Genomic DNA, 24,720 nt, shown 5'->3' with positions numbered 1-24,720 from the left:
GCAGGTGCCGTGCCGTTGCCATTACAGTTGCCCAAGGTGGCATCATGTTCGCCGGCCACATTCCCCCGCGGAGAAGGCGTGATCTGAGAGGCTTCTCGCGCATCCGCCCATAAAATGAGCTGTTTGCCGTATGGGCTCGACGGCAGGTTCCCTCAGCAAGGACCAAGATCCGCCGTTGTAAGTCCTGCCTTACGTAGCCCTTCCACACGGCGGTTAAAGTCCTCGGGGTTTCGGAATGGAAGAATCCGCCGGCGGCGCTCGACAGAAAAATCAGGATTGATCCGGAGTGCCTTCTCCCAGGCCTGCCGGCTCTCCTCCGGCCGGCCGAGGTGCCCATAACATGAGGCAAGCAGGGCGTAGGCGGTCTCAGACTGGGAGTTTTGTTGGAGCCGCTGCTCGATCGCGACAATCGCTTGTTCGTACTCGCCGAGAGAAAAGTGGGCATCGGCGCGAAATTGGAAGAGAATTTCAGGATGGTGCGGGTCGAGCCGCATCGATGCATCGAGTGTTTCCAGGGCGCCGGCGGGATCGCCGGAAAATATCTGGATATGGGCCAGCAGTATCAGGAGATCTGCGGAGTTGGGGGAAAGTGCGAGGCCCTGCTGCACTTCTGCCCGCGCGCGGTCAAGTTCCCGGTTCCACATGCAAGCCATGCCCAGTGCGAAGCGGCCGTTGGGCTGTTCCTCGGCCATTTCCACGGCCTGCTGCGCGAGATCCATGCCGATTCGCAGCGAGCCTTCCGGATCGGTGCTCCAGGCGTTGACGTAGTCGAGCACATGGGTGAAGGAAATGAGTGCCTGGGCGGCCGCATATTGCGGATCAATGGCGAGGGCGTCGGCCGCTAGGCTGCGGGCGGCCATATTTCCGGTTCGGGTATGGGCCGACGCCTGCTCGCGGCCACGCAATAACAACTCATAAGCGTCGACATTGAGTGCGCGCCCTTGGGCTAATCGATCCTGGTCGCCATGCGTGAGGTTCAGCCTGAGCGCGGCCACGATCTCCTGCGTGAGCTCATCCTGAACCGCGAAAATGTCGGTGAGGTCCCGATCAAACCGGCTGGCCCAGATATGTCCGCCATTGCTCGCGTCGATCAATTGGGCGGTGACACGCACGCGGTTGCCGGCCTTGCGCACGCTGCCTTCAAGGACATAGCGGACGCCGAGCGCCTTGGCCATCTCAGGCACGGAGGCTGTTACATTCTTGTAGACGAAGGATGAGTTGCGGGCGATCACGTGCAATTCGGACAGTTTCGAGAGATCGGTGATGATGTCCTCGCTGATACCGTCGGAGAAATACTCTTGTTCGGCATCGCCGCTCATGTTGTTGAACGCCAGTACGGCGATGGACGGCTTGTCGGAAACGGCCGGAACTGACGGCATTTTGACTGCGGGCTGCACCTGTCGTGCCGGGCTCGGCTGCGGAGTTCCGATCTGAAGCGAATAGACCTGCATCGGTTCAGCGATATTCTTGAGCTCAATTTTGCCGAGATCGGTGACAGCAAGATCCAGCCGCGCTTTCACCTGGCGGTAGGCATCTTCGGAAAGACAAATGGCGCCGGGCTTGGCAACTCCCTCCAACCGAGCGGCGATATTGACGCCGTCGCCCATCAAGTCGCCGTCGTTCTCCTCGACCACATCTCCCAGATGGATCCCGACCCGGAACTCGATGCGATGTTCAGGCGACACGCCGATATTGCGCTCGACCATGGCGGTCTGCACTTCGATCGCACAGCGCACGGCGTCCACGACGCTGCGAAACTCGATGAGGCTTCCGTCACCGGTACGCTTGACGACCCGGCCATTGTGCACGGCAATGGTCGGATCGACCAGGTCGCTGCGCAGCGTTCTCAGCCGCGCCAGGATGCGATCCTCGTCCGCACCGGCGAGGCGGCTGTAGCCGACCACATCTGCGACCAGGATCGCCGCCAGTTTTCGCGTCACGCTCGTAAGTCCCAATTCCTCGTCGGATCAAAATAACACAGTGTGACCGGCAACGCCGCCAAATCCGATTGCCTTTACTCAGAAGCGGTCCGGTGGCGGGTTGCTTGGACTTGAATGTGGTCGGTGAAGCCTATGCGATATCCGCGGCTAAGCTCCGTCTTTCAGAGAGAAGGCAAGGACGTAGTCGCCAACGTCTTTCGAATAGGGTGCGCCGCCTACCGATATCAGGACATATTGCTTGGCTGTTTTCGGTGAGACGTAGGTCATGGGCGTTGCGCTCGAGCCGACCGGCAGGGGGTATCTCCAGAGCTCGGCACCATTCTCGGCGTCATAGGCACGGATATAATAGTCCTGGAAGCCGGCGAAGAAGACGACGCCACCGGCGGTCGCGGACGTGCCCGCATAGCTAGGCAGACCCATCGGCATGGGCAGCTTGGTTTTGATTTTGAACGGTCCGAGTTCTTCGGCGGTCCCGGCCGGAACCTGCCATGCGATCTTGCGCGTCTTCAGATCCACTGCGGTGACGGTGCCGAAGGGCGGCTGCGTGCAGGGAACGCGGAGCCTCGATGTCCACATCTCGGTGGCCATGGCGTAAGGCGTACCGCGCTGGGGGGCGGAGGGGCCGTGCGCTGTTGTGGTCAGAGCAAAGTCGACGTATTCGGCGCGCGGAACGAGTGTGAAGAGACTGGGCACGCGAATATCGTTCATGAAAACCCGGTTGTTCGGCAGGTCGACCGATACGCTTCCCCAGTTGAGACCACCCAGATTTCCCGGCTGCTGGATCGCATATTGCAGGCCAATCGGGGTGAAATCGCCGTCATAGCGCATCTTCCGGAAGGCGATGCGGCATGCCAGCTGATCGAACATCGTCAGGCCCCAGGCCGTCTGCTCCGTCACGCGCTCCGCACCGATTGTCGGCATGCCGACGGAGTAGGGCTGCGTCGGGGAGAGTTTCTCTTCCGGCACGCCGCCTTGCTGCGGCACCGGCTTCTCCTGAACTTCGGCAAGCGGTGTGCCGGTCCGGCGGTCGAGGAGAAAAAGCTGCCCGCGTTTGGTGGTCTGCAGCAGAGCAGGCACAGTGGCGCCATTGCCGTCGGGCAGGTCGATCAGGACCGGTTGGGCCGGCAGATCATAGTCCCAGATATCGTGATGCACGGTCTGGAATTTCCACTTCTCCCGACCCGTCGTCACATCGAGTGCCACCAATGTCGCATTGTATTGATCGGCGAAGGAAGGGCGATTGACGCCGTAATAATCCGGCGTGGTATTGCCGAGCGGTGCATAGATCAGGCCAAGTTTGTCGTCAAATGCGGCAGTCGTCCACATGTTGGGCGTCGCCCGCGTATAAGTCTGGCCCTCCGGCGGGAGTTTAGTGATCTCAGGATTGCCGAGATCCCATGCCCATTCGAGCTCGCCGGTGATGACGTTGAACGCGCGGATGACGCCAGAGGGTTCGCCGACCTCCTGATTGTCCGTGACCCAGCCTCCGACGACGATCAGGTTGCGGGCAATCAACGGCGCTGATGTCTGGAAATAATAGCCCGTCTTCACTTCGCCCATGCCCTGGGAAAGCTGCACGGTGCCATTGTCTCCGAAGTCCCCGCAGGGCGCGCCGGTCTTGCTGTCGATCTCCAGGAGACGGGCATCGATCGTCGTCTGCACCAGGCGCTCATTGCAGAGACCGTCGGCGGACTGGGCTTCCGTCGGCACCTTGTAGTAACCGAGGCCGCGGCAACGTTGCCAATAAGGTGCTGTCGCCTTGGGATCGAAAGTCCAGCGGGGTTTGCCGGTATCTGCATCGAGCGCTGCGATCACATCTGTCGGCGTGCAGGTGTAGACCGTATCGCCGATCTGCAGAGGCGTGTTCTGATCGGCGCCATCGCCCCTTCCGGTGCGATATGTCCAGGCGAGATCGAGCTTGGAAACATTGCCGCGGTTGATCTGATCGAATGGGGAATAACGATCTCCTGCCGTGGTGCGGCCATAGGATGTCCAGTCGGAGGGAGAGTTGTCGCCCTTGGCGGCTTTATAGGCGGTGATGTCGGCGGAGGGGTGGATGATCCCATGTGGCACGAAGCTGAGACCGAAGCCCGCGACAAAGATGAGAGCGGTCACCAAGGCGCCGCCATAAAAGAGCTTCCGGTTGGCGGCCGGGGAAAGCGATGGTGCAAAGAGAAGGGCAAAGCCCGCCAGCGCGGTGGGGGACATCAAGCGGGCAAAAAGCGCCCAGAAATTGAAACCCGACTCCCATAGCGCCCAGGGAAGGGTGAAAACGGCGACAAGCAGGACGATGAGCCCGCCTAACGTTTTCCGGCGCCACAGCAGAAGTGCCGCAACCAGATAGGCAAGCCCGACGATCGCATAATAGGGCGAGCCGCCGAGGCTGAGCAGCCAGGCGCCGCCTCCGATCAGCCCCAATCCGATAAGGGCGAGAACAATACAGAACAGGGTGGCCAGAAATTTCATAGTCTCCTCATCCAATCTGCCGCCCGATCACCTGGATTCCAACTCCGACCGTCGCATGGCCCTCGGGAGGCACAGGGCCATGGGTTGATGGTCAGAGACGCGTCTTCGGGAGAGGGCTGCTCTCTCGTTCAATTTTTACCTGATGTACCTGTGGTCACTGACACACGGCCCCGACCCGGCAATGATACCGCCGCCGCTCTGCGGCAACGGCTTGCCATTACAAATCGAGTCAATACTTCTGAAAGGGGCACAGATGGTTCTCGGCGAAAAGCTTAATCTAGCGAACGGGCGACCGACAGGATTCGACTATATGCGATTACTGTTAGCCTTTTCAGTACTTTGGATACACACGGCCCGCGTCACCTATGGCGACGATCTGTTTCTCTGGGAATCGCCATTCCGTCCTTTTATCAAATCAGTGCTGCCCATGTTCTTTGTCCTGAGCGGGTTCCTGGTGGCTGGCAGTCTAGAACGATCGAAGACATTGATCTCCTTCCTCGGTAATCGATTTATCCGAATCTACCCCGCTCTCGCGGTAGAGGTATTGTTGGCTGCCTTTATACTCGGAGCAATCTACACTGAGTATGACCTGCGTGACTATTTCACCGATCCTCAGTTCTTTACCTATCTGATGAATGTCACAGGGCACATTCACTTCAATCTCCCCGGGGTATTCCTGGATAATCCTGACGCCGCAATGGTGAACGGGCAGCTCTGGACGGTGCCCTTCGAGCTTGAGTGCTATGCCGTGATCGCCGTTCTCTTCCTGCTCGGCGTGGTCAGGCGGCGGGTGATTGCCCTTATCGCCACGCCGGCGTTGATCATAGCCTTCGGTATCGCAAGATATTGGAAACATGACAGCGCCTGGGCAAGTATGCCGACGACCGCGTCGGGCAATCTGCTCATTTGTGCTTTTCTCGTGGGGGTGACCTTCTATCTCTACAAGGACAAGGTTCTTTGGGATATCCGAATTTTCCTCGCCTCTGTGGCCGTGATATTGTGGGCATACTGGTTCACCTCCTTTGGGGACTTCATTGCCATTCCGGCCATGGGATATGTCACGGTCTTCCTTGGTCTCACCTCGCCCCGCAAGCTCGGCGTCCTGCGTGGGGCCGACTACTCCTACGGCGTCTTCCTCTATGGCTATCCGATTCAACAGGCGTTCGTAGCGCTCGGCCCCTGGGCGCATAACTGGTGGTTGAACGGCATTGTCTGCAGCATTGTTGCCGCTTGCTTTGCCGCCTTCTCGTGGAGATTCATCGAAAAGCCGGCGTTGAAATTGAGGAAACAAGTCACCTGGCTGGAAAACCTCAGTCTCCAACGCGGCGCAAAACGGCAACTGGCCGGCGCCGTCTCGAAATAGTTTCGTCGATATCGGCCTCGGGGCTGGCAATTCCATCGTAGGTGCTCAACCGGCAAGGACATCAGCAGGGCTCGCCATAGCGGCGGGCCTTGTTTCGTTGTCGGCTGACCGATCTCAGATAGATATCCGGGTCCATCGCGGGGCCGAATTTTCCGAAGGCCGCTGAGCAACCCTGATGCCGTCGATGTCACGCTTGTCGGACGAGCGTAAGCCCGATCGTTGCCAGCGCACATGCGCTCGATCGTAAGCCTATGGCCAAAATCATCTTTTCAGGAACAACAAATGAACGTTGAGTTCGGCGAGAGAACGCCGCAGCTGCATTACCGGCTCCTGTATAAGCCTCCGACACCTAAATCTTCTTGGCCGCAATATCCAAGGATTTCTTGGGTTTAATCGGTAGAACGGCTCCGCTGGGTGAATAGTCGAATATTCTCCGGCATTGTTCCGTCGACTTGCTGGGCCGGTATTAGCAATATTTTAACCACGATAGGTAAAATACTTTGATCGGACTTCGTTTCGACTTTGGGTTTTGTCATGTCATCGAGGGCTGACGGTGGCTTGAAGGAGGTGTGAAGAGAGGATCAGAATAATGCTGAAGAGCACGCTCGTCGTGGTTGCTGTCTCTATCGCCGCCGGAGCGACCATTCGCGCCTCGGCCTTTGCAATCTTTGCATTTCTGGTGGTCACGGCCTTGGGCGGCGTGATCCTGCTGAAGGGTTCCTCCTTGACGGAGGCGGTCGTTTCTTGCATCGAAGTGCTTGTATTGATGGAGATATGCTATCTGGCGGGTCTATTCGCCTTTTCTTTGTGGCATATTCAAAAGCGCCGGAAAAAGAACTCCATTACTGAGCGCTCCCATGTCACGGGTAAGCGTCCTCATGGGTAATGACATGACCGACGGGGCAGGATGCTCGGCTGCGCTATGTCAGGGTGTAAAGCGCGTCGCGATCTTTTAGATTCGCTTGCCACGCCTTAGTCTCTGATTTTGCGCATGTCTTTATCGCAAAACCGCACCACAGTTTTGCGCGACATGCTTTAGGAATCCGCTTTGGGCAGCAACGCGTGCCGGAAAAGAAGCGCCGACAGCGTTTTTGCCATGATCACGAAATCCAGCGTGAGCGTCCATTTGGACAAATATTCGACATCGAGGGAAATTCCATTCCGATAGCTGACGTCGTTGTGCCTGCTGGTCTGCCAATGGCCAGTCAGGCCGGGACGGAAGGCCATGTAGGCATCAGCATGTTCACCGTAACGCGGCAGCTCTTCTTTGGTAATGGCGCGAGGCCCGACGAGGCTCATTTGACCCAGCAAAACGTTGATCAATTGCGGAAGCTTGTCGAGGCTCGATCGCCTCAAAATATCGCCGACGACCGTGACCTGCGCGTCGGTCGTTGCGTCGGATCCTGTCGTCCGAAACTTTAGGCAACCAAACTCTTTTCCCTTATAACCGATCCTGCGATGGGAATTGAAAACAGGGCCCCAATCACTTAGCGTGACGATGACTGCTGCCGACAGAAGGAGCGGCGACAGAAAGAATAAGAAACTTGCCGCAATGATGATGTCCAATGCGCGCTTCAGAATTCTGCTGATCAGACGCGGTTGTGACGAATTGAATGGACGCCTTTCCTGTCGAGCCGTGGCGAAATCCCGCCAAGGTCCGGTTGGGTTGATGCCCTGATTTTTTCCCGCCACATGCGTCTCCGTTAGACGAATTCCAGAAATCACAGCCAAAGCTTTGTTTTAATGCAAGTTTGATGTCTGTGACCGAGGTCATAATCATGAATAAATTCTTTGCTCTCTAAAGAAATTCTTGGAATAACAAAAATATTACCTTTTATTGTGACTATATATCAGAAATGTTATTTAGTTTTATTTTAAAATTCTGTGTTGTTGTTATGCTTGTTAAATGTATTCTTCAGGTAGCCAATTGTCATAAATTGTATAAAAATTGTCATGCAGCCCCAAAGACTTGTCTGCGATAGAATTCAATATGAATTTTATGATATATAAACATGAGGATTATTCATGATAATGTATAGTTTGAACACGAAGTTTTCATTATATTATTGTTTGACTTTCTAATTTAACCTATTACGAATGTCGCTCCAGATAATAAGTTATTTAGTCTGTGTGGAGTTGTGCGTATGGACGGGGCGATCAGCACCAGAGACAACAGAGCGAGAGGAAACGCCGCGCGAACAAGCGAAGCGGTTACTTGCGGGTCTGCAGGTATTGTTTACGACGGCCGGGCGGGTTTGGATCACGAGTTCCCGTTTTACCGCTCGAGTGTTCGAAAGTTTCGCCGCGGTGAGATTATTGCTGGCGCCGGCGTCGTCCTCGACATGTTCGCCCGCGTACAGCGCGGAATGGTGAGCGCAAGCACCCCGCTTGCCGATGGACGAGAGTTCATCGTGGAAATCGTTCCGAAAGGCGGCTTGATCGGCGAATTGGAGGTGCTGCGCAAGCAGTCTCTCAGCCTGGAATATCGGGCCTCGTCGGACTGCGAATTGCATTACTTCGACGGTCGGTTGCTGCGGGACTTATGTGCGAACGATCCGCAATTTCAGGTGAAGATCCTGTCGAAGGCGCTGGCTCGTGTTTCCGAACTCGAACTGCGGATCATTTCCAATGCCGGATCGAGTCTAAGGCAGAGACTGGCCCGGACGCTGCTGCGTCTTTCTGCCCTGTATAGAATGGACGGGCAGAATAGCGGCGACGAGCTGATCATCTCGCAGCATGAGCTGGCCGCGACGCTTCCGGCGTCGCGTGAAAAGGTCAACCAGTGCCTGCGGCGTTTGCGCGAGAACAAGGTGGTCGACGGGACACAGGGCAAAATCCGCATTCTCAATCGGAAGGCGCTGGAGGCTTATGCCGAGGGGACGGGTCTCGCCTGAGGCTTCGCCGCGATAAAAAACAGAACGGCAGCAAGCCTCAACAGAACCCGCCGCCGGCGGGTTTTGTGTTTGATGACAGTGGAAGTTGATAGTCAGACGAAGCAGGCTGAAAGATCAGGTTGGCGTGTTAGCGCTTGGCTTGACGCACGTCGTCCCAAAATCGCTGCGCATTTGGCGCAACATACTTAGACTTCGCTCTCGGAAGCATTTCTCCAGTATTTCCAGCCTTCACCCTGTATGAGCCCATGATCGGACAGGTCCTTCCAGCTTCTGTAGGTGCCCGTATCGTCATAGACGAAGTTATCCATGTCTCTGCCCGAGGAGTATACGGTATATTCCTCCGTATGTTGCGACCGGTGTGCCGCATCGGCAACCTTATGCACGAAGGTCGACAGGAACTTGAAATGCAGAAGGGCGCCGGATACGCCGAGCGCTCCGCGCATGTCGCCCAAATTCAGAGAGAGCGGCCAGACCTGGTGCGATGATTTAAGAAACAGGCGCTCTCCCGCCACATAGACCAGCGGTATCTTGTTGAGCGCGGGGCCATCCCAGAGCCGGTCGTGGAAATAGACGCGCCCGCGAACGCCGCCCTTGATCCATGTCGTCCTGTTGCGTTTGTCGAAATGCGCGACATAGCCGGACCGGTCGAAAAGATTGCAGACTTCGAGCGGGTTGCGGCCGGGTTCGCATATGTTTTCGAGAACCGGATGCGGGCTGTACATGTCGATCATGACGGAGCGGAGGGAATGACCGCCCATGGAATCGATGTAGGCGGTCAATTGATCGATCGGCCGGGTATCGCAGTGCGGATAGACCAGAAACTCATCCGCATCGACATAGAGGACCCACTTCTCCCGGCAGTGCCGATTGATGACTTCGTTGATCCAGTCGTTTCCGAATCTCGCCGCCTTATAGGAACCATGAGCCGAAAGAAGGGAGACATCGTCGAAGCTGGACAGCAACTCGGCCGTGCCGTCGGTCGAGCCGTTGTCGATGCAGATGAAGTGCTCGAAGCCGAGATCGCGATAATATTGCAGGAAGAAGGCCAGCCGGTGTCCCTCATCGCGGATGACGCATATGACGACGTGACGTGCGTGCTTGAGCCCGTCGCGCAGCAGGTCATAGCGAAGCTGCCGGGCTTTCAGCGACCGGCGCAGGCGGGCTTTCGCGTAATGGGAGATGCTGGCGACGGAAGCCCTGTAACTCATATTCTGTCCCGAACATTCACGCCGCGAAGACGCGTTCTCCCTTTTCATTTCTGGAAAAAGGCCTGCTTTTGCGCGCGCATCCGCGCGGGAAGCGACGATCCCGTGTTTCCCGCTGACGTCGCCAGGATATTCGCCTCCGGTGGGATCGATCCGCTTCATCATACGATGTAATCACCGACGAGCAGGCTCTGGACCCGCGGATTGGGCTGGTCTTTTTGAACGGCGTGCTCCATGCGCGCCCGCATCGACCGATATTTATACAGTATTTTACGGTCGAAACTTATGCCGCGATAGAGCGCGTTATAGATCGGATGCGCTTTGCGCAGGTCGACATAGACTTGGCTTTCCGTGTCGCTCCACGGAAAGAAGGTTCCATGCCATGGCTTCGGATGCGCCATATAGTGGACGATTGACAAGGAGGACATGTTCACCAGGTGGAGGAACTGCTTGGGGAAGTTCCAGCGGTTCGAGATAAGGGTGAGCGAGGAACCGCAGACATAGTTCAATGCTCCCTGATCATGTTTGCCCTCGCAGGCCTCGGGATTCCTGGCGAAAAGCTCAAGCGCCTCCTGTCCGATCCAGCCGTTGCGGTGGAATTTCAGAACGCCCGCGTTGAAGTAGTGGCTATCCTTTCCCGTGTTGAGGAAATCATGGATGGCCGTGTAATCGCGCGCGGCAAAAAACCTGCCTTCGGGCACGGTGGCGCTTTCAAACTCACCGAGATCGCTGACGATCTGTGTATCCCCATCGAGATAGATGATCTGCGTATAGTGGGCAGGCAAGACTTCGCACAGGACCAGCTTCGCCATCGTGCTGACGCTGATGCGTCCCTGGAAATGCGCGCCATCGAGCTTGCCTAGCGACTCCTGCAATGCTTCGGTCGCATCGGTCAATATGACCCCACTCCTTGCAAGCAGGGCTTTCAGCTCTTCGAAATTGTCGAGATGTTCCGACATCAGAACGCAGACGTCGGTCGCAGGGCTTGCGAATTTGCGAGCCTGAAGCGCCGAGAGAATGGTCGGAAATGAATATTCGACATCCGTGACGTAGACGATGCACTGGTTGTTCATGTCATCACCTTTCCGAGTGTGCGCAATACAAATGAAACGGTGTTGTCTTTGCGAGGCGAGGGAACAGTTGTGAATTGAGCCGATGGGTCTGTCATATGAAGGCCCTGTTCGGTATATATAGCCAGCATCCAGTGCGGTGGTGCTGGATCGGGGTCTGGCTGCTGGCGGCTTTTGTATGTTTCATTGTTGAGATATTCACCATGAAGAGTGCCTTGCCTGTCAAAAGGCTATGTTTCGACATGTTGTTTCGCGGTACGGCGTTTGGTGCCGGGTCCCTTGTCGGAATGCGGAGGCAAGGGGGATTGTCATGTTGATCACCACACTCGGGGCAGCCGTGATTTCGATCGCTGCCGGAGCTTCCATCCGCGCCTGGGCTTTTGCAATTTTTGCAATCCTGGTGGCAATCGGCTTCGGCGGGGTGGCTTTCGCCGACGGGTCTTCCGTGATCGCGGCCATGCTCTCCGGCATCGCCATCCTCGTGCTCATGGAAATCGGCTATCTGGCAGGCGTGTTCCTGTCGGGGCTTTTGCGGCGCAGCGCCAGGCTGCGCGAAAACAATTCCGTTGAAGATAGCGTCGCGACCACCAGCGAGCGCCCGCAAGGCTGATGTCGACATAAAACCCGCAGCATAGGTTTCTGCGACTGGCCTCGCAGGACGGCGTTTGTCCGATGGACTGCTTTTACAGGCGATCCTTGAAAGATGCGGTGCGGTCGGCCGGCTTCGGCCCAATGCGGGCGTCATCGTGTTGAAAACATCGGCGCTCTCATCAGAGATGTCGATGTCTCCAGCGGGGTTCGATTGGCAAGCGATCGGGTCGCGCGCCTGGGGGAGGTATTGGTTGCCAGGCAGCCGGCCGCCAGACCTGCCGTGGTGCTGAATAGCAAGCCGAGATCCGTGCCGCTCCCCGATATCGCTGCCGAGGCGACCTGTGCGATGGATGCCATAACCGCAGCGGTTCCGATCGCGTGCGTCTCCCGATCGCCTGAAATGTGCCGGCCGGAGGCCCTCACAAGGCTGTACAGGAAGGCGGCGAAGAGAAGAGTGCCGGTCAATCCGACATTGGAGAGCAGCGCAGCGATAAAACTCGACGCTCGAACCGTGCCGAGCCCGGCGCCGAAGGTGGCGGTATCGACGAATGCGATCAATGCCAGCGTATTCCAGGCGGTGCGCTCTTCACCGGATTGCGATTGGAGCTTGTCCGACAAGGTGGTGCTCATCAGGCCGGCGATGGAATTCCACGCATCGGGGACAAGGCTGAGTGCGACGATGGCGCAGGGAATCAAGAACAGCGTGATCACCAGGAAAGTCACATGCGGGGTCTTGGCAGGGCCGCTGATCAGTCGTTTCAGGCAAAACAGAACGAACATGCAGACTACGAAAATGCCCGCAATATAGGCGGTTGTCGATGTGCAGAGGACGATGGTCGGGCCGATGAAAAGCGTTGCAAGTCCTGCCATACGACTTTGGACGCGCTCCAGCCAGAGCAGAAGCGTGAAGGAAAAATAGGCTAATGCAACCGCGCCATAAGTGCTTGCTTCGGGGAACGGCCCGACGATGCGTTTGAAGCCGCTGATCGTCTCGGCCGTATGCATCGTATAGTTCGCGTTTCTGATGACATCGAGCAGGTAGGACTGGTCGGTTAGGAATGTTCCGATGTCAATCAACGCCAGGGCAAAACATGCGATCGAGGCGACGATTAACTGCAGTGCGATGAAACGGGCATAGCCGAGCCTGGCAAGCCCCGAGACGACGGCAAAACAGGCGAGGTCGCCGAGCAGATAGACAGACTGGCTGAGATTGGACGAACCCGGCGATAGGGGAGCCGCCACCGTCGACATCATGCCCGTGGTGTCTCGCGCAGAGGAGTAGACGAGGGTCGCGCCTGCAAAGATGCGCGGCAAAAAGAAAGATGATGCCACGGAAAACAGGATGTAGGCGGCAAACCAGAAACCGGGACCCGGATAGGCGATGCTGGCGAGCGTCGCCTGTGTTTGAGCCGGGCGCAGCAGGGCGGCTACCACGAGAAAAAGCACGAGAAGATGGCTTGGCTGGATGCTGCTGCCGCCTAGCGCGGGCAATTGGAGAGCCGCTGCCGCTCCGAGCAGCGTCGACAGGCAAAGTGTCGTGATCGCAAAACGCGCCCCGTTGACCATGCTAAGCAGGCCAAGCAGCAGAACGATGAAGCCGATCGGTTCTATCGACATGCTTCAGATCCCGATCCTGACGGAGAGCGGCGGAGGCATCGGGTTTGCCGAAAGCGCCTTCCGGCGCAATGCCCGAGGCGAAAGCCGCCAGCTGTCGTTAATGGTCACGACCGCCCCCTAATTCGATCCCGTCTGGGATATCCAGCCGGGAGCCGTCTGATTGTCGCCTGCTACATCCGACAGCGGAACTGCCGAGCTTTGCTGCAGTGGCGCGGACTGCTGCAGCGGAGGCGACGTCGTCTGGAGGTCCGTGTTGATGCCGATCTCTACGACATCATGCGGCCGCAAGGCGGTCGTCTCGTCCGCCTCGATGTTGCGATAAGTGCCATCGTCGTTGCGACGCACGATCCTGTAGTTCTTTTGCGCTCTGCCAAGACCCGGCATGTCCGTATTCATCTGGGCGAGTTGAGCGCTGTAGCCAGCCTGTTCGCCCAGGAGCTGGGCCACCTGAATGTCGATCGCCGCCCTGCCGATCGCGAGATTGACCTGGTTGAGCAGCTCCTGGTTTTCGCTGTTCTGCCGGTTGACGATATTGATCTTCGAGCGATCGGCTTCGCTCAGCCCCTGGCGAGCCGTGGTCAGGGCGACCTCGAGATCGATCAGGGTGCCTTGTGCATCCGCAACGCCGCGGTCGACCGTGACCTGCCGGCTATTGCTGACCAAGCCCTTGCTCACCAGGCTGTTGACATTATCCAGTTCCTTTTGCGCAAGGTCGATCTGCCGCTTTTGCGAATTGATCTTGGCCTCGAGTGATTGGACCTGCTGGCCGTAGAGACGGGCGAGGTCGCTCGCCGCTTCGATCTGGCTTTCGATGTCGACGCGTCGCAACCGCATCAGGTTTAATTCCTGCGCCTTCAGCTTGTCCACATCGGGTGTTCCGGCGAGTTCGGCAGGGATATCGAAACTCTGTTCGCCGGCGATCTCGGCGCGCAACCGCGCCTGGCGCATCAGAAGATCGCGCCGGTTGAGAATGGCTGTTCGGTAGGCGCCGGCAGCCTGGATCCGGTCGCGCTCGAAGACGGTATTCTCCTCGCGCTCCCGAAGGAAGCCGCCGGCGATGCTGACGGCTTTCATGACCGTCATATCGGCTTCAAAAGCATAGCGCCCGGGGGTCTGCACGGTCCCGGTTACGAAGATCGGCGCATGCTGGGCAATTTCCACGGCGATGAACGGCTTCCCCGGCAGTTCGGCCTTTTCGGAGAGGGCAGTGGCGATCGCATCGGAAACCTGCTCCGTCGTCTTGCCGATCGCTTGCACTTGGCCGGCGATCGGAATCGCCAGATTACCCGCATCGTCGACTGTATATGTTCCGCCGAGGGCTTCCCAGCTGGCATACCGGGAATCCGATGATCGCCATTCGACGACACGCAGTCTCACCTGATCTTCCGGCACCAGGGTATAGTTTTCCGCATGGGCGACGCTCCAGCCGGTCACGCCGGAAAATACCAGCAAGGCAAGGGCGATGGAGATGAGGCGACCGGACAAGGATGTGCACTGCATTGTCTGCTATCTCCGTTTCGTTGCGATCGACGGCGAAGGCATCTCGCGCGGCGCGGGATTGCCAAATTCCAGGATGCGGGACGGAGAGACGCGGCCGACAAGAAGATCGGATAGCGCCAGCAAATTGCCGTTCAAGCGTCCCCATCGGTCGATCAAGCGGTCATTGAATAATAGGCCCCGCGTATTCGCCAGGATGTTGCGGCCGATCTGTGCGACAGCACGGCCCTTCGACATCGTGCCCTTCCGGATCAGGTAGACAGGATTGGCAACTTGCGAATAGCCGAGTCTTCGGCCGGGCTGGCGCCCGGATCTGACGCCGAGATGCACGCCGCGAGCGCCTTCGACACGCACGGACCTGCCGTAACGGGCGATGGCCCGGCTGAAATCGACGTCTTCGAGCCAGCCGTAGAGCGGCAGTTGTTCATCGAAGGTGAGCGCGTGCTGGAGAACGGGTGAAAGGCGAACCGCCATGTTGCATCCGTAGGCGTTATAAACCTCCGCCACCTGCCCGGCCCTTTCGCCCGCAGTTTCAAGAACCTGCAGGGCCTTTGACATGCTGAGGCCGCCATCGAGGATGCCGTCGGCCAGGACTTCGCCGGTGGCGATCGCCACGTCGGGGTTTGCCGCAAAGACAGCCGCCATCCGCGACAGGAAGGTCGCTGCGGGAATGAAGTCGTCGTCCAGGAAGATCAGAATATCTGTATCGGCGGCGGCTGCCTGGATGATTCTGTTGCGCTGGGAGGTCAGGCCACGGCTGCCGACGATGACTTCCACATCGAGACGGTCGGCGAGGCCGGCGGCGTCGTCGATCACGGGCACGCAGACGATCAGCCGCTCGGCCTGGTCCGGCAGGGCGGTGAGATAATCGACGGTCTCCCGCAGTATCGAGGGGCGGCCTGCCGAAGCAATTCCCACAGCCATTCGTAATGGGCGGCGCGCGCGGCCCTCCATGGCTTCAGCGCCGCAATGAACAGGCGCCGGTCCGATCGGACTGTCCTGCCTGGTTGCTTCTGCCGAAAGTGAAGTCATGACTCTATTCTTTTCGGTGCATGGTTGATGATCGCGCCGAGGATCTCGGCGCCGACATTCCGCAGGGTCTCGATGACGTGCATGGTATCGTCGATCGAGGTGTGCCCGTGCGAGGTGACCAAGAGGACACCGTCCAGTTCCGGCGCGATCGCATTGGCATCCGGCGAAGCAGAGAATGCGGAAATGTCGACGAATATGGCGTCGAACTCCTTTTTCAGGTCGGCGAAGCTCAACTGCGTGCGGCGGGAACTGAGGCGAATGGCCGGCGTCACCGCTTCGACTTTGCCGAGGGGTAGGAATTTCAGCGTCGGGGTGAGGGGTAATGCCGCCGTCTGGATCAGTTCGCCATTGTCGAGAACATCGACGAGGCCTGTGGAACTATGGGGCGCAATCGATTTGCTGAGCGACGATTTCTGCGCAGCCGCATCGATCAGCAGCGTCTGCGCTCCTGATATCGACGAGAGCACCGCAAGTTCGCATGCTATGGTCGATGCCCCGCTGCCGGGATTGACGGCGACGATTCCGATGATGACCCGGCGTTTGCGCCGAAGACCAACGACCGTCGCGCTCAGCTCCGCCATGCCTGGAATAACAGGATAGGCGGCTGCGGTGCTGCTGCCGGTACCGGCGGCGAGGAAACGCGCAGAGTGACCATTGCGGGTCCTCGATGTCGCCAGCAAAGTGACAAAGGGCAGCCCACCGGCTTCCGCGATCTGATGGGGCCGGACGATCCGGCGATCGCCGGCGTGCCGTATCATGGCGAGTGCGAAGCCGACCCCAAGACCAACCGCCGCCGCAAAGGCGATGATGAGCGTGCTGCGTGGTCTGGCTTTCGAAAGAGGCAGGGTGGCCCGAGAGACGATCGTGGCATCCGACACCGGGTAGGTGATGCGCTGCTTGGCTTCGGTCAGCTGATTCAAGGTATTTTCATAAAGGGTGCGGCGGGCGTCAGTCGCGCTCTGCAGTTCCGCAAGCTTGAACTGATCGCGCGGATTGCTCGTGAAGCTGGCCAGGGCACTGGCAGCTTCGGCCAGTCCGCGCTGCTGCTCGCTTACGAATCTGGTCAGCCATTCGCTGTATTGCCGGGACGCATTGGCCTTCATCGCAATATTCTTCTGGATATACTGCCTGGCCAGCGTGTCGGCGATATCGACGGCCTGCTGCGGGGTCGACGCCGCAGCCGATATCTCGATGATCGTCGAACTCCCGACCCGGCGTACTCCCATCATGTTCAGCAGCGTGGCGACCGCCCTGTCATGGATCCGCCCGTCCTCGATCTGCTGTTGCGGCTGTGTGTCACGCGGTCCTGGGCCGGCCGCTTCCTGCGATTCCGTATCCAGTTCGGAAGAAACCCCCATCAACCAGTTCTTTGCCCTATCCTGCAGCGAAGGCGTCTGATCGACAAAGTCAGGATCGGTATCGAGACCAAGTGCCGTTACCGTTCCACCGACGACATCGCTGGATTTGGCGATCTCCAACTGTCCCTCGATGAACGCGTCTTCCGCGAAAGCCCTCTGTGCTTCGGAGCCGCTGACCTGGGGGACGATCACAAGTTGCGTGCTGGCAACGAACGTCGGTTCGGCGGTCAGCACGTAGCTCCCTGCCATTACGAGGAAAGCGAAAGTCGTCGCCGCAATCCACAGCCAGCGCATTCTGAGAAAGAAGAGCATATCCCGCAAGGTGAGCGGCGAATTCCCGCCGCTGGCTGAGGCAGGCAGAGATATCGGAGAAACACCGCTGAAGATCGTGCTTGAGGTCATGTCGTCCTAATCCAAAATGGCGAGATCACGGAGTAACCGGGTAGTGGCAGCTTGGAGGGACGGGGGAGTAGCGTGTCTTCCGATTCCAGGCATGATCGGCGGCTCTCCCCATGAATGCTCAATACGAGCCACGCTGCGAAAACAGAGCGGGAATGGTCTTGGCAATGATGATGAAGTCCCGGCCGAGCGACCAGTTGTTGAGATAGTGAACGTCTAGGGAAACCCGGTACTCGTAGCTGACATCATTGCGCCCGCTGGTCTGCCAGTGACCGGTCAGGCCCGGGCGGACGGCCATGTAGGCCCATATATGCTCGCCGTAGCGCGGCAATTCCTCGGCCGTGACCGGCCGGGGGCCGACAAGGCTCATGTCGCCACGCACGATATTGATCAGTTGGGGAAGCTCGTCGATGCTCGACCGCCTGAGGATATCTCCGACGGCCGTGATCCTCGGATCGTCCTTCAGCTTGCGTGTCGCTTCCCATTCGCTTCGTGCAGCCGGGTTGTTTTGCAGCAATTCGGCAAGCTGAGCGCTCGCATTGGTCTTCATCGTGCGAAACTTGAGGCATCCGAAAGGCGCTCCGCCGACGCCGATGCGCGTATGGGAATAGAAGACCGGGCCGCGGTCGCTCATCTTCACGATCATTGCGACGATCAACAGAAGGGGGGAAAGCAGGATCAGGGCCGTGACTGCGATGACAAGGTCTAGCGCGCGCTTGGACGATCTGCCTGCCGCACGAGGCCGGGACGACTGGAGATCGCCGCCTTTTGCGGACCGTCCGACACGCGACCAAGCCTCGAAACTATGTGCTTCCCATGTCATCGCTGGTCTCCAAAACATTCCTATTAAGAACCGTTCAAAGTTTGCTGCGCCGCACTCTGGTTGTCTGTTACCAAGGTCATAATCCTTAACAAATTCTTTATGCTACTAACGGGCATTCGAGAATTCGGATTACACCTGATGGCCTTATTTTCATTTCAAACGACAATCTAATCTAATTCGTGCTGATTATCTGCTGAAACTTATTTATCAGTTTTGATATCATCATTTCGATTATTGCCGTTTTTTATTCAGTAAGCCATTTTAATAGGCAGTCATCTTCGGTCGTGTGGCGATTTTTTAGCTTCGTTGAGATTTTGATTCCTTATTATGGTGTCTATTTTGTTTTGAAGCTAAATATATACTTTATCTTTACGTTATACATCCGTGATGTTATTTGACTCTCATATTAAGACAATATAAATGATGCAGTGCAGCATTGCCTATGGTTATCGAGTGGAGTTATGCGCATGGATGGGGCGACACACGCATCAGATCGCAGGGCCGGCATCGGCAAGGCGGCGATATCGGCTAACGGCGGCATTCATCTGAACAGCCGCATCGTCATCGACGACGAATTCCTTTCCTGCCGGTCGAGCGTCCGGCGTTTCCGGCGCGGCGAGATCATCGCCGGGGCCGGTGTCCTCGTCGATACGTTCGCGCGCGTCCATTCGGGGGTGGTCAGCGCAAGCACGATGCTGCCCGACGGCAGGGAATTCATTGTCGAGATCATTCCGAAATCCGGCCTCATCGGCGAGCTCGAGGTTCTGCGCAGGCAGACATTGAGTCTCGAATACCGCGCCGGTTCCGCCTGCGAACTGCATTTCTTCGAAGGCCGGCTGCTGCGCGACATGTACGCCAGCGATCCCTGCTTTCGCGAAAAGGTATTCTCCAGGGCGCTGGCGCGTATTTCGGAGCTTGAACTCCGGATCATTGCGAATGCGGCGTCGGGCCTGCAGTCGAGGCTGGCCAGCACGCTGCTGCGGCTTTCCGCTGTTTATGGAAGAGATGCGGCAAACAGCGGCGACGAACTGATCATCTCGCAAAATGACCTGGCCGCGACGCTGCCGGCGTCCCGCGAGAAGGTCAATCAATGCTTGCGGCGCCTGCGGGAAGGCAAGATCATCGACGGGGGCCAGGGCAAGATCCGCATCCTCAACCGCAAGGCGCTGGAGGCCTGTGCCAACGGCGCGGTTTCGGTGAAGTGATGCGCCCGTCGCTTCCCGAGGCCCTCCGATCCGCCGCAAGCGTCGGCCGGTTTCCCGGCCCCGGCACGACAAAGATCGATCGCGTGGTCATCATCGACGACTATTCGGTGGCCAGAGGCGGTGCGACGGCGCTGGCGGTGCTGTCCGCCAAGCTTTTTCGGGGCCTCGACATCCCTGTGACCTATATTTGCGGGGATGACGCCGCCAATGCGGATCTCATCGCTCTCGGGGTCGTAATGGTCGGGCTGAACAGCCGCGATCTGCTCAGTGCCGAGCGTGCGAAGGCTTTCGTGACCGGCATTCACAATGGCGCCGCCGTCCGCATGGTCGCGAACTGGATTGCCGCAAACGACACCGCCAACACTGTCTACCATGTGCATGGCTGGCACCAGATCCTGTCTCCGGCGATTTTCAGAGCGTTGATGCCGGTCGCCAGACGATGTGTGGTGCACGCGCATGATTTCTTCACAGCCTGCCCCAACGGCGCCTTCTTCGACTATCAGGCGCAGGAGGTCTGCCTTCGACGCCCGCTCGGCGGAGGCTGCATCGCGACGGCCTGCGACAAGAGAAGTTATTCGCACAAATTGTGGCGGGTTGCCCGCGGCTCCAATATCCTCCGGCGGCTGAAGGATCAGGCCGATTTCGGCCGCATCATCCTGCTGCACGAGAAGATGGCAAGCTTCCTCGTCGGGGCCGGATATCGGCCCGAACGACTGACGACGATCCGCAATCCCGTCGCTCCGCTCTCCATCAAACGCATCGAGGCGGAGGCCAACGAGGAGTTCGTCTTCATCGGGCGGCTGGACGAGGAGAAGGGCATAGAGGACGCCGTGGCCGCCACGCGTAAAGCCGGCGTCAGGCTCTGCGTGATCGGGGACGGGCCGCTGATGCCGCTGGTTGCGGCTTCGGGAGATCACGTCAGGGCCCTCGGCTGGCAGTCGCATGCGGAGATCGGCCCGACCATCCGCAAGGCGCGTGCATTGTTGATGCCGTCTCGCTATCCCGAGCCATTCGGCCTCGTCGCTATCGAAGCGGCCAGGAGCGGTCTGCCGGTCATCATGTCGCGCAGCGCCTTTCTTGCCGAGGAAATGCAAAGAGCCGGCATGGCGATCGCTTGCGATACGGCTGACGAAAGCGCCTTTGCCGATACTTTGACGAGATTTAGCCAAATGCCGAGGCACGAGGTCCGCGCCATGAGCGAGCGGGCCTTCCGGCTGTCGCCGGATCTTGCGTCGACACACGAGGAATGGCGCGACGCGCTTCTTTCCGAATACCACAGCCTGATTTCGACGAATGCGGTTCCCGAGCTGACAGACGGTGTGGCGATACAAGGAGTATTGAGTTGACCCTTAAGGCAACAACCTCTCTTCCCGACGCGAGGGCATTTCTCGGCGATGCGCCTGTCATGGCGAAAAGACGTATCTCCGAGACCGGAAGCGCGAGCGATACCAGGCAGCTTCGTGTCGCCATCGTGCATTATTGGCTCGTTTCGATGCGCGGCGGCGAGAAGGTCGTCGAAGAGCTGTGCCGCATGTTTCCGCAGGCCGACATCTTCACCCTCGTCTGCAACCGGGATCGCATCAGCGATTTTCTGAAGACGCGGAACATCCGCACATCCTTCCTGCAGAAGATCCCCGGTGCACAGCGGCATTATACCAAGATGCTGCCGCTGATGCCCTTCGCGCTCGAGCAGTTCGATCTGCAGGATTACGATCTCGTGCTGTCGAGCGAATCCGGACCCGCAAAGGGCATCATCACGCGCGCCGACGCCCTGCATGTCTGCTACTGCCATTCGCCGATGCGCTACATCTGGGATCAGTTCCATGTCTACCGCCATGGCCTGCCCTGGGTGGGTCGCGCAATGATGTCGATCACTGCACCCATGCTGCGCGCCTGGGACGTGACGACCTCCTCGCGGGTCGATGTGTTCGTTGCCAATTCCGATTATGTCGCAAGCCGCATCCGTCGCTTCTACGACCGGGAATCCATCGTCATCCATCCGCCGGTTGCGACCGACGATTTTGCGGTGGGGAAGGGGAAGGGCGAGTTCTATCTCTATGCGGGACAGCTGACCACCTACAAACGGCCGGATATCGCCGTTCGCGCCTGCACCGAGGCCGGCCGAAAGTTGGTGGTGATCGGCGAGGGCGATCAATTGGCCTATCTGAAGTCGATCGCCGGACCGACCGTCCAGTTTCTCGGCCATCAGCCCTTCAACGTTCTGCGCGACCATTTGTCGCGATGCCGTGCCCTGTTGTTTCCGGGCACGGAGGATTTCGGCATCCTGCCGGTGGAAGCCATGGCATCAGGACGGCCGGTTCTGGCTTTCGACGCCGGCGGCGCCAGGGAAACCGTTTCCTCGCCACAGGTCGGGTTTCGCTTCGCGCAGCAGACCACGGAAGCTCTGTTGGAAACGATGGCGGCGTTCGAAGAGGTGGAGGACGATATCGATCCGCATGCCATCCGCGCGCACTCGCTGAAATTCTCTTCCGCCGTGTTCCGCGACCGTCTGTCCAGCCTGATCGAGCAGCAACTGACCAACCATGGCGACCGATCCGCCGAGGTCTTCGGAAGACGACCGGGCTGACGGGAAGAAGTGGAGCTGGCTGCTTTGCCGCCGCGACCGAAACCGTCCCAAACCCTCGACGAGGAATAGATAAACAGATCATGTCAAGCGTATCTCAGAGGACGGCGACGGCGAGCATCTGGACCATCAGCGGAAAATTCCTGGCGCGGATGCTCGATTTCGTCAGCCTTCTGGTGCTGGCAAGGCTTTTGAGCCCTGCGGATTTCGGCCTGGTCGCCATCGCGACCTCGGTGCTGGTCATCGTCGAGGCGATCCTGGACCTGCCGTTGACGCAGGCCCTGATGCGCCAGCCTTCGCCTTCGAACGAGATGTTCGCCACGGCCTTCACCCTCAGCCTGCTGAGGGGGCTCGCGATCAGCCTGCTGATGATGATCATCTCCTGGCCGATGGCTCTGATCTATGACGATTCCCGGCTTTTCTCTCTTGTCGCCGTGCTCTCCATCGCGCCTGCCATGCGCAGTGTGATCAGCCCACGCATGGTTCTGTTCATGCAGCGGTTCGATTTCAAGCGCGAGTTCGCACTCGATCTGATCACCAAGGGGTCGACACTGCTATTCGGCGTCGGGGTGGCGGTCGCGACCGGCAGCTATTGGGGACTGGCGATCGGCGCGGTTGCAGGCCCGACCGCAGCGGCGATCACCTCCTATGTCTTTGCGCCGATGCGACCGAGGTTCAGCCTTTCCGAATGGAAGCACTTTCAGGACATGATCAGCTGGAACACCGTCTCGCAGGTATTGAGTTCGATCAACTGGCAACTGGACCGACTGCTTTTGCCGCGCTTTACAGGCTTGTCGACCTTCGGCGCCTTCAGCGTCGCTGACAATATCGCGGGTATTCCATACCAGACCTTCGTCGGCCCGTTGCTGCGCCCGCTGATGGCGGCATTCTCCACTGTCGAAGACCGCCGCAACTTGATCGTCGCCTATTTGAAGGCGACGAATGCGATCACCTTCGTCGCGGCGCCCATTCTCATCGCGCTTGCTCTTCTCGCCGAGCCGACCGTGCGGATCCTCGTCGGCGAGAAATGGGCATCGTCCGCGCCGATCCTGCAATGGCTGTGCCTTGTCAGCCTGCTCGGTCTTCCCACGAACATGATGCCGCCATTGGCCATGGTCATGAACAATACCCGTTATGTCGCCCTCAGGATGTTTGTCGAGTTCGCCGTCAGGGCTCCAGTCACCATCCTGGGCATCGCCTATTTTCAGGTAGCGGGTGCGATCGGCGCACGGATCGTGGCAGTCCTCGTCGCCTATGGCGCATCGCTGGTCATCACGCGGCGGCTGATCGGCGCGAGTTTTGCCGCGCAGCTGAATTCGTTTTGCCGGCCGCTGGCCGCGAGCTTGCCGATGATCGCTTTCCTGCTGTGGATGGAGCCGATGCTCGCCGCCATGCCTGTCGGCCTCAACCTGATCGTCAGCCTGGCGCTTTGCGGCGGGGCGGCAGTGGCGATCTTCTGGGCCTTCGCGCTGCTCGTGTGGCAAATTGTCGGAAGGCCCGACGGCATCGAGACCATCGTCGTCCAAAGGCTCATGCCGCGACGAAACGGAGTTCTCATCTCATGATCGAAACAAGTGCAGCCCAACGATTGGTTTGGCGTTTTCGGAGGAGCAGAATGCGTTACGGGATATCTTCTAAGGCTCTGGGTTTGCTAATCGTTCTTGGTCTGGGGGCGTTGCCCGGCCAGCCCAGCGTGGCTCAGGAACCACTCAATATCAATGCCTACCAGCTTACGTTCGAGGAGAGTTTCGACAGTCTCGACGTCTCGGCCTGGGGGGAGAGAAGTTCCCGCTGGATCGCCCATACGCCCTGGAACGGCGATTTCGGTGACGCCCGTTTCACAGATCCGGCCCCCGGCTTTCCATTTACCACCGATCAGGGAATTCTGAAGATCGAAGCACGCAAGGAGGCCGATGGAACCTGGCGCTCAGGCTTGCTGTCGTCGGTGAACCCGAAAGGCGAAGGATTTTCGCAGCAATTCGGTTATTTCGAAGCACGGATGAAGCTGCCGCCGGGCAAGGGCGTCTGGCCGGCCTTCTGGCTTATCGGGCTCGACCGGTCGAAATACACCGCCGAGATCGACGTCCTGGAATATTATGGGCGCGCGCCCTACGAATTCAGCATGGGCTTTCATATCTGGCGTCAGAGCCAAGGCGGCCAGAACACGACCGGCGGCCATTGGCAAACCGTCCAGGACGGAATTCTGAACAGCGAATATCACACCTACGGCGTCGATATCCAAGCCGACAAGACGAGCTTCTATCTCGACCGTCAGTTCATTTGGAGCTTCGACACGCCGAAGGAATTCCACATGCCGTTCTATCCGCTCGTGAACCTGGCACTTGGCTCGGGTTGGCCGATCGATGAAACGCCGAATCCTTCCATTCTGCTCGTCGACTATATTCACGTCTACCAGCGGAAGCCTACTGACGCGGCGAATTGAACAACTGTCGGGGATAGCGTTCCGTCGCTAAAGCGCTCGCGATCTTTCAGATTCGCTCCTCGCACTCTAGGAGCCGTGGACTCTTGGGATTCCCAAAGCTGAGCAAATCAGATTCAAGACTGTCTTTTGGAGGCAGTCATGGGTGTTTTGGACCGTTTAATTCTTCGGGATGACCAGTGGGAGCGGATGTCTCGTCATATCATTGGCGATGATCGCACACGCGGTTCGTCTGG

Annotated in this window: 19 protein-coding genes and 1 pseudogene; 10 read left to right on the top strand and 10 right to left on the bottom strand. The window is 58.4% G+C overall.

Going from position 1 to position 24,720, the window contains the following annotated elements; all coding sequences use genetic code 11:
- Window positions 1-152: 152 nt before the first annotated feature.
- Window positions 153-1,940: a tetratricopeptide repeat protein gene (locus tag G9X64_RS33975; protein WP_171378320.1), complete on the bottom strand. Its 1,788-nt coding sequence runs from the start codon at window positions 1,938-1,940 to the stop codon at window positions 153-155.
- Window positions 1,941-2,087: 147 nt separating this feature from the next.
- Entirely contained in the window at window positions 2,088-4,406 is a 2,319-nt protein-coding gene (locus G9X64_RS33970; RefSeq protein WP_171378319.1) for a membrane-bound PQQ-dependent dehydrogenase, glucose/quinate/shikimate family, read from the bottom strand.
- Window positions 4,407-4,548: 142 nt separating this feature from the next.
- On the opposite strand from G9X64_RS33970, the gene G9X64_RS33965 reads away from it, so the two are divergent.
- Window positions 4,549-5,769 carry an acyltransferase family protein gene (locus tag G9X64_RS33965; protein WP_171378318.1) on the top strand — a complete coding sequence of 407 codons (1,221 nt, stop codon included), beginning with the start codon at window positions 4,549-4,551 and terminating at the stop codon, window positions 5,767-5,769.
- A gap of 589 nt (window positions 5,770-6,358) precedes the next feature.
- Window positions 6,359-6,655 carry a hypothetical protein gene (locus G9X64_RS33960; protein ID WP_168311741.1) on the top strand — a complete coding sequence of 99 codons (297 nt, stop codon included), beginning with the start codon at window positions 6,359-6,361 and terminating at the stop codon, window positions 6,653-6,655.
- Between the two features lie 149 nt (window positions 6,656-6,804).
- On the opposite strand, the gene G9X64_RS33955 is transcribed toward G9X64_RS33960, so the two are convergent.
- Complete coding sequence (locus tag G9X64_RS33955; RefSeq protein WP_168311740.1) at window positions 6,805-7,461, bottom strand: sugar transferase; 657 nt, start codon at window positions 7,459-7,461, stop codon at window positions 6,805-6,807.
- Between the two features lie 452 nt (window positions 7,462-7,913).
- Between G9X64_RS33955 and G9X64_RS33950 the strand changes: the two genes are divergently transcribed.
- Window positions 7,914-8,663 carry a Crp/Fnr family transcriptional regulator gene (locus tag G9X64_RS33950; protein ID WP_168311739.1) on the top strand — a complete coding sequence of 250 codons (750 nt, stop codon included), beginning with the start codon at window positions 7,914-7,916 and terminating at the stop codon, window positions 8,661-8,663.
- 185 nt (window positions 8,664-8,848) lie between these two features.
- On the opposite strand, the gene G9X64_RS33945 is transcribed toward G9X64_RS33950, so the two are convergent.
- On the bottom strand, window positions 8,849-9,871 hold the full coding sequence (locus G9X64_RS33945; RefSeq protein ID WP_168311738.1) for a glycosyltransferase family 2 protein: 1,023 nt from the start codon (window positions 9,869-9,871) through the stop codon (window positions 8,849-8,851).
- 158 nt (window positions 9,872-10,029) lie between these two features.
- Complete coding sequence (locus G9X64_RS33940; protein ID WP_168311737.1) at window positions 10,030-10,941, bottom strand: glycosyltransferase family 8 protein; 912 nt, start codon at window positions 10,939-10,941, stop codon at window positions 10,030-10,032.
- A 307-nt stretch (window positions 10,942-11,248) separates the two neighbouring features.
- Between G9X64_RS33940 and G9X64_RS33935 the strand changes: the two genes are divergently transcribed.
- Window positions 11,249-11,548 (top strand): hypothetical protein, encoded by a 300-nt coding sequence (locus tag G9X64_RS33935; protein ID WP_168311736.1) that lies wholly within the window; start codon window positions 11,249-11,251, stop codon window positions 11,546-11,548.
- Between the two features lie 131 nt (window positions 11,549-11,679).
- Here G9X64_RS33935 and G9X64_RS33930 read toward each other — a convergent pair whose 3' ends face one another.
- The 5 genes from G9X64_RS33930 to G9X64_RS33910 form a co-directional block, all read right to left on the bottom strand.
- Window positions 11,680-13,146: a hypothetical protein gene (locus G9X64_RS33930; RefSeq protein ID WP_168311735.1), complete on the bottom strand. Its 1,467-nt coding sequence runs from the start codon at window positions 13,144-13,146 to the stop codon at window positions 11,680-11,682.
- A 117-nt stretch (window positions 13,147-13,263) separates the two neighbouring features.
- Window positions 13,264-14,646, bottom strand: a complete 1,383-nt coding sequence (locus G9X64_RS33925) for a polysaccharide biosynthesis/export family protein (protein ID WP_168311734.1) — start codon at window positions 14,644-14,646, stop codon at window positions 13,264-13,266.
- 6 nt (window positions 14,647-14,652) lie between these two features.
- On the bottom strand, window positions 14,653-15,675 hold the full coding sequence (locus tag G9X64_RS33920; protein WP_171378316.1) for a glycosyltransferase family 2 protein: 1,023 nt from the start codon (window positions 15,673-15,675) through the stop codon (window positions 14,653-14,655).
- Window positions 15,672-17,435: a GNVR domain-containing protein gene (locus tag G9X64_RS33915; RefSeq protein ID WP_171378315.1), complete on the bottom strand. Its 1,764-nt coding sequence runs from the start codon at window positions 17,433-17,435 to the stop codon at window positions 15,672-15,674. Before G9X64_RS33915 ends, G9X64_RS33920 begins: the two co-directional genes overlap by 4 nt.
- Before the next feature lie 118 nt (window positions 17,436-17,553).
- Window positions 17,554-18,255 (bottom strand): sugar transferase, encoded by a 702-nt coding sequence (locus G9X64_RS33910; RefSeq protein WP_168311732.1) that lies wholly within the window; start codon window positions 18,253-18,255, stop codon window positions 17,554-17,556.
- Between the two features lie 467 nt (window positions 18,256-18,722).
- Between G9X64_RS33910 and G9X64_RS33905 the strand changes: the two genes are divergently transcribed.
- The 6 genes and pseudogenes from G9X64_RS33905 to G9X64_RS33880 all read left to right on the top strand — a co-directional run.
- Window positions 18,723-19,460 carry a Crp/Fnr family transcriptional regulator gene (locus G9X64_RS33905; protein WP_168314346.1) on the top strand — a complete coding sequence of 246 codons (738 nt, stop codon included), beginning with the start codon at window positions 18,723-18,725 and terminating at the stop codon, window positions 19,458-19,460.
- Entirely contained in the window at window positions 19,457-20,806 is a 1,350-nt protein-coding gene (locus tag G9X64_RS33900; protein WP_171378314.1) for a glycosyltransferase family 4 protein, read from the top strand. Before G9X64_RS33905 ends, G9X64_RS33900 begins: the two co-directional genes overlap by 4 nt.
- Complete coding sequence (locus tag G9X64_RS33895) at window positions 20,803-22,047, top strand: glycosyltransferase family 4 protein (protein WP_171378313.1); 1,245 nt, start codon at window positions 20,803-20,805, stop codon at window positions 22,045-22,047. The genes G9X64_RS33900 and G9X64_RS33895 overlap by 4 nt, the downstream gene beginning before the upstream one ends.
- 80 nt (window positions 22,048-22,127) lie before the next feature.
- A complete protein-coding gene (locus tag G9X64_RS33890; RefSeq protein ID WP_171378312.1) occupies window positions 22,128-23,609 on the top strand; it encodes a lipopolysaccharide biosynthesis protein in 1,482 nt (493 codons plus the stop codon).
- Window positions 23,610-23,659: 50 nt separating this feature from the next.
- Complete coding sequence (locus tag G9X64_RS33885; RefSeq protein WP_168311727.1) at window positions 23,660-24,487, top strand: glycoside hydrolase family 16 protein; 828 nt, start codon at window positions 23,660-23,662, stop codon at window positions 24,485-24,487.
- 138 nt (window positions 24,488-24,625) lie between these two features.
- Window positions 24,626-24,720, top strand: a pseudogene (locus G9X64_RS33880) (IS5/IS1182 family transposase); the annotation flags it as partial.

Source organism: Rhizobium sophorae, from assembly GCF_013087515.1.
GTDB classification, from domain to species: Bacteria; Pseudomonadota; Alphaproteobacteria; order Rhizobiales; family Rhizobiaceae; genus Rhizobium; species Rhizobium sophorae.
Note: the sequence above shows the minus strand (reverse complement) of the source record. Positions and strands in the feature narration are given on the sequence as shown.

Bases quoted from the DNA above. Each gene is read 5' to 3' on its own strand.
- G9X64_RS33940 (WP_168311737.1), bottom strand. From the start codon at position 10,941: ATGAACAACCAGTGCATCGTCTACGTCACGGATGTCGAATATTCATTT.
- G9X64_RS33965 (WP_171378318.1), top strand. From the start codon at position 4,549: ATGTACCTGTGGTCACTGACACACGGCCCCGACCCGGCAATGATACCG.
- G9X64_RS33960 (WP_168311741.1), top strand. From the start codon at position 6,359: ATGCTGAAGAGCACGCTCGTCGTGGTTGCTGTCTCTATCGCCGCCGGA.
- G9X64_RS33970 (WP_171378319.1), bottom strand. From the start codon at position 4,406: ATGAAATTTCTGGCCACCCTGTTCTGTATTGTTCTCGCCCTTATCGGA.
- G9X64_RS33935 (WP_168311736.1), top strand. From the start codon at position 11,249: ATGTTGATCACCACACTCGGGGCAGCCGTGATTTCGATCGCTGCCGGA.
- G9X64_RS33905 (WP_168314346.1), top strand. From the start codon at position 18,723: ATGGATGGGGCGACACACGCATCAGATCGCAGGGCCGGCATCGGCAAG.
- G9X64_RS33885 (WP_168311727.1), top strand. From the start codon at position 23,660: ATGCGTTACGGGATATCTTCTAAGGCTCTGGGTTTGCTAATCGTTCTT.
- G9X64_RS33920 (WP_171378316.1), bottom strand. From the start codon at position 15,675: ATGACTTCACTTTCGGCAGAAGCAACCAGGCAGGACAGTCCGATCGGA.
- G9X64_RS33890 (WP_171378312.1), top strand. From the start codon at position 22,128: ATGTCAAGCGTATCTCAGAGGACGGCGACGGCGAGCATCTGGACCATC.
- G9X64_RS33945 (WP_168311738.1), bottom strand. From the start codon at position 9,871: ATGAGTTACAGGGCTTCCGTCGCCAGCATCTCCCATTACGCGAAAGCC.
- G9X64_RS33915 (WP_171378315.1), bottom strand. From the start codon at position 17,435: ATGACCTCAAGCACGATCTTCAGCGGTGTTTCTCCGATATCTCTGCCT.
- G9X64_RS33930 (WP_168311735.1), bottom strand. From the start codon at position 13,146: ATGTCGATAGAACCGATCGGCTTCATCGTTCTGCTGCTTGGCCTGCTT.
- G9X64_RS33950 (WP_168311739.1), top strand. From the start codon at position 7,914: ATGGACGGGGCGATCAGCACCAGAGACAACAGAGCGAGAGGAAACGCC.
- G9X64_RS33925 (WP_168311734.1), bottom strand. From the start codon at position 14,646: ATGCAGTGCACATCCTTGTCCGGTCGCCTCATCTCCATCGCCCTTGCC.
- G9X64_RS33910 (WP_168311732.1), bottom strand. From the start codon at position 18,255: ATGACATGGGAAGCACATAGTTTCGAGGCTTGGTCGCGTGTCGGACGG.